The organism is Microcoleus sp. PH2017_28_MFU_U_A, from assembly GCF_020738035.1.
In the GTDB taxonomy this organism is placed as follows: domain Bacteria; phylum Cyanobacteriota; class Cyanobacteriia; order Cyanobacteriales; family Microcoleaceae; genus Microcoleus.
The window spans coordinates 1-2,903 of sequence record NZ_JAEQCX010000002.1 but is presented as its reverse complement, the minus strand read 5'-3'; the positions used below and the strand labels follow the sequence as shown (position 1 = coordinate 2,903).

General features: G+C 45.7%; 3 protein-coding genes. 2 read left to right on the top strand and 1 reads right to left on the bottom strand.

The features are described from left to right. The coding region (locus JGK14_RS00025; protein ID WP_325314547.1) for a putative Ig domain-containing protein at positions 1-2,132 on the bottom strand (2,132 nt) is incomplete at its 3' end. Here JGK14_RS00025 and JGK14_RS00020 point away from each other — a divergent pair. Together JGK14_RS00020 and JGK14_RS00015 are read left to right on the top strand one after the other, a co-directional pair. Beyond that, the gene (locus JGK14_RS00020) at positions 2,125-2,256 is read left to right on the top strand and encodes a hypothetical protein (RefSeq protein WP_325314546.1); all 132 of its coding nucleotides are present in this window, start codon (positions 2,125-2,127) and stop codon (positions 2,254-2,256) included. The genes JGK14_RS00025 and JGK14_RS00020 overlap by 8 nt on opposite strands. Positions 2,257-2,493: 237 nt before the next feature. Beyond that, positions 2,494-2,808, top strand: a complete 315-nt coding sequence (locus JGK14_RS00015; protein ID WP_325314545.1) for a DUF6932 family protein — start codon at positions 2,494-2,496, stop codon at positions 2,806-2,808. Positions 2,809-2,903 lie beyond the last annotated feature (95 nt).

The following is a 2,903-nucleotide window of genomic DNA, read 5'->3' as shown; positions in this document are numbered from 1 at the left end:
AAATACTGATTCAGATGATGCGAAGTCGGCTTAAAAGTAAAGGTTTCCCGCTTCCCACCCGGTAAAGTAATAAACACCTTAGTCTTGCTATCAAACGGTACCGTATTTATCCCCAACTCCTCATAAGTCGGGTCAGCTTTTAGCGAAGTCTTCAAATCAGTATCCCGGAACTCCATTCGCCAGCCGTAGCCAAAATCATCGCTAGAATTCGCATTCAAAGAATCGTAAGTCCGAGTCACGTTAATCGGAATACCCGCCACTGGAACCGATAAATCAGTAAACGACAACCGGAAATTCCCCAACTTCAAATCCCCCGCAACATTCACCGTTCTTTCAGTAGTCGAACCGTTACCGTTAGCATCGAATGCAGTGAATTTCAGAACGTAAGCGCCATTAGCTAAAATAGTCGGGTCAAATGTTGCAATCGTGCCGTTAGTAACAGCAGTCGTTCCCCGATAAACTTCCTTAAATTGACTGCTACCAACCGGGGCTACTGACAAAGTATAGTAATCTAAATTGCTGTCAGTTATCGTACCTCGAATTACCAGAGGTGCAGAAACATCAACATCATCCGCTAAATTGATATTGATAATTGGCGCATTGACATCAGTAGTGTCAATCGCCCTGACAACTTGAGTCGCATTCCCCACATTACCAGCCGCATCTTTAGCTGTGGCAATTGCCGTGATGGGAGTTAAGTTATTTAACTTGACAGTTGCTTTGCCCTGTGCATCTATGACTACAGGAGTGCCGTTGATAGTTAAGCCCAAAGACTCGATTTTCACGTTATCGACAGCATTCACGGTAAAGATGACCGAATCTCCAAGATTCACATTATTGTTGCTGGCAATCAGATTGACTTTAGGTGCAGAAGTATCGGCAACAACGCTTAAATTGTAAGAAACAGTAACGCTTTCCCCAAAAGTATCAGTCACCTTAACAGAAACCGGATGATTACCGATATTATCCGCATTCGGCTTCCAACTAATCCGCCCGAATTCATCAACAGTCATGCCACTGGGAGATTGAATTAAAGCAAAAGTCAACAAATCTCCATTCGCATCAGTCGCCTTCAAATCGTAGCGATAACTGGCACCGGGCGAAACAGATTGAATCGGAATAGTTGGCACAACCGCTGCTGAATTAGCCCTGGCAATTAACTCAAAACCTTGGGCCGCACCCGTACCGGAATTGTCAACCGCCCCGACTACTATTTGATGGTTTCCAGCAGTAGGATTGTTCCAAGTAACAACACCAGTAGCTGAATTAATTGTCATGCCGACTGGAGATTGCAATAACTGGTATTGCGAGATAGTACCGTCAGCATCAGTTGCAGTAACTTGGTAGGTATAAGGGCGTCCTGGTGAGGCTGTGAATGTAGGTGTGGAAGTGATTGCAGGCGGCAGATTGATAGCAGTAGTTCCCGCAGTGACAGTAAAAGTTTGAGTAGCAATTGCCCCCTGCTTGTCAGTCACCGCAACTTCCACAGAATGCTGCCCGATTTGAGTAGAATTCGGAGTCCATTGAATCCTGCCGTTGCTGTCAATTGCCATGCCGACGGGATGGCTGACTAAACTGAAAGTCAGCGGGTCATTTTCCAAATCTTTAGCCGCAACTGCATAGGTATAAACTTGTCCTGTTGCAGCCCGAGTTGGAGGATTAGAAACAATAGTAGGTGGCGTATTAAGTCCCCTGACAGTCAGACTGAATTCTTGAACTGCATAACCGCCGTTACCGTCAATTGTCCTTACAGAAACAGTATGTTCGCCAACTTGTTCTGCGTTAGGCTGCCAGCGTAAAGAACCAGATAGGGGGTCAACAATCATCCCGGATGGTGCTTTGTCCAAACTCCACAGCAACCTGTCTCCATCCGCATCGCTACCCGTCAAATTGTATTGATAAAGCTTGGCGAGATTAGTAATTTGTTCTGCGGGAGTAGAATCGATACTCGGTGGGCGATTGTGGGAGACTCCGGGAGTCCAACTGATAAGTCCTTCTTGGAATGTCATGCCGGCGGGTGTCGAAGCTGGCGTTGCAAATGCCATGCCGGAGGGCGGATTTAATAGAGTATATGTTAAGGGGTTGCCGTCTGGGTCTTTGGCTTCTACTTGATAGAAATAAGTCTTGCCCAAACGGGTATTTGTGCGGGGAGTGGAGGTGATGGATGGTGCTCGATTGGGGGCGGCTGGGCTGACGGTTAATTTGTTGTCTGTTGCTTTGATCAGGATTTCCCAAGGTTCGACTTCGCCGGCGTAAACCCAATTGAATGCGCCTCCTTGTTGTGCGGTGGTGGGAGTCCAATGCCAATTGTATTGGACTTAACGCGATCGTTAGTATCGTTAAGAAACCGGAGATTGTCTCTCGTACTGTTACAACTTATTAATTATCGCACAAGGGCGATCGCTTTTTCCAAAACATTCAGGTATGCTGAGCAGATCGACAGTCATTAAAAACTGACAGTAAAATTGTGTTAAGGTATGAAGGTGTGAGGGCATGATTCCAGACTTTGATGAGAACGGCAACTTGCCACCGGGAGTGCATTGGTGCGAATGGGAGGAGTTTAAACAGAGATTTGGTACTAATTCTACAAGGCAGCGAATGATAGATGGTTTGGAGTTGGCACTCGTCCAATTAAAAGCAGCAGGCTGTAGAACTATTTATATTAACGGTAGTTTTGTTAGTAGCAAGCCAAAACCAGGTGATTTTGATGCGTGTTGGGAACCGGCAGATGTGGATTACGATTTTCTCCGAAAAAATGCCCCGAGACTGCTAAATAATTTAGATCGCAGCGCGCAGAAATCTAAATAGGGCTTGCTGAATAATTGATTGCCAACCAAGAGCAGGAGCGATCAATATATTCAAGCTTGGTTAAAGATAAGTTTTTTCTGTATCGAGTCGCCCCA

Excerpts from the sequence above, each read along its gene's own strand:
- JGK14_RS00015 (WP_325314545.1), top strand. The coding sequence starts at position 2,494 with ATGATTCCAGACTTTGATGAGAACGGCAACTTGCCACCGGGAGTGCAT.